Annotated in this window: 2 protein-coding genes; both read right to left on the bottom strand. The window is 40.6% G+C overall.

Annotated features, from left to right (window positions below; translation table 11 throughout):
- Positions 1-100: 100 nt before the first annotated feature.
- Complete coding sequence (gene tnpB, locus V7D18_RS08205) at positions 101-457, bottom strand: IS66 family insertion sequence element accessory protein TnpB (RefSeq protein WP_426153228.1); 357 nt, start codon at positions 455-457, stop codon at positions 101-103.
- Complete coding sequence (gene tnpA / locus V7D18_RS08200) at positions 450-794, bottom strand: IS66 family insertion sequence element accessory protein TnpA (protein WP_426153226.1); 345 nt, start codon at positions 792-794, stop codon at positions 450-452. The genes tnpB and tnpA overlap by 8 nt, the downstream gene beginning before the upstream one ends.
- Positions 795-908 lie beyond the last annotated feature (114 nt).

The raw sequence follows: 908 nt of genomic DNA, 5'->3' as shown, positions 1-908 counted from the left end.
ATCATTATACCATGAAAAGCTCTTAAATTCATCGTATTTCTGGTGTTTTTTAGCTTTAGGATAAAGGATTTAACTGTTAAGGTACTTATGTAATTAAGAGTTAATAGAGTTCCGGTTTTACCTTGGATATGGTTCTTTTTTGTTCGATGGAAAGCCCCTCCATCAGCCATCGGAATTGCTGCTCGGTAATTGATTGTGCTTCCTGCCTACTGCGTGGCCATTGAAGATGACCGCTAGTCAGCCTCTTATATAAAAGTAACCAGCCATCGCCCTCATACAAAAGTGCTTTTAACCGGTCTGTTTTTCTTCCACAAAACAGATAAATACTTCCGGGTTCCGTTGGATCGAGCCCAAAAGAGCCACTGATCATAGCTGCCAATCCATCTATCCCCCGGCGCAGATCCACATATCCGGTACAGATATAGATATGCTTAAAGCCGGCAGCGTCATTAAGCATTACGAACCACCTTAAGCACTCTGGAGAGAAGTTCTATTGGAGTTGATTCGCTAACTCCTAATACAGTATTTCCAATAGTAACGGTCATTTGATAAGTAAAATGGTTTTCACTTGTTGTAGCAGGAACAGTTTTTTCCGGGAGAGCCGTAAGTTCAATAAAGCTGTTATGTATCAGAGCAGCTTCTTTCACTTTTCTTAGCCAGTAGTAATAGGCATGACGTGATAACTGGTGCTGTTCACAGTATTCATCGACTTTCAGACCACTTTGACAACGGTCTTTAATAATTCTGGTCCACTCACTGAGTCGGATCTGGTTGGTTGCAAGTCTTGTGTCCATGTGGAGTTCCTCCTTGAGTTCTGTGTGAAAAGTTTGTTAGAAACTTTTTCAACTTTACACCATTATCTCAATTTTACGAGGAATCCAAAAGTAGACGGGTTATTTACCATTTAC

The sequence above is a fragment of the Lacrimispora sp. 38-1 genome (genome assembly GCF_049890855.1).
In the GTDB taxonomy this organism is placed as follows: Bacteria; Bacillota; Clostridia; order Lachnospirales; family Lachnospiraceae; genus Lacrimispora.
The sequence above is the reverse complement of the archived record's forward strand: the minus strand, read 5'-3'. Positions and strand labels throughout refer to the sequence as shown.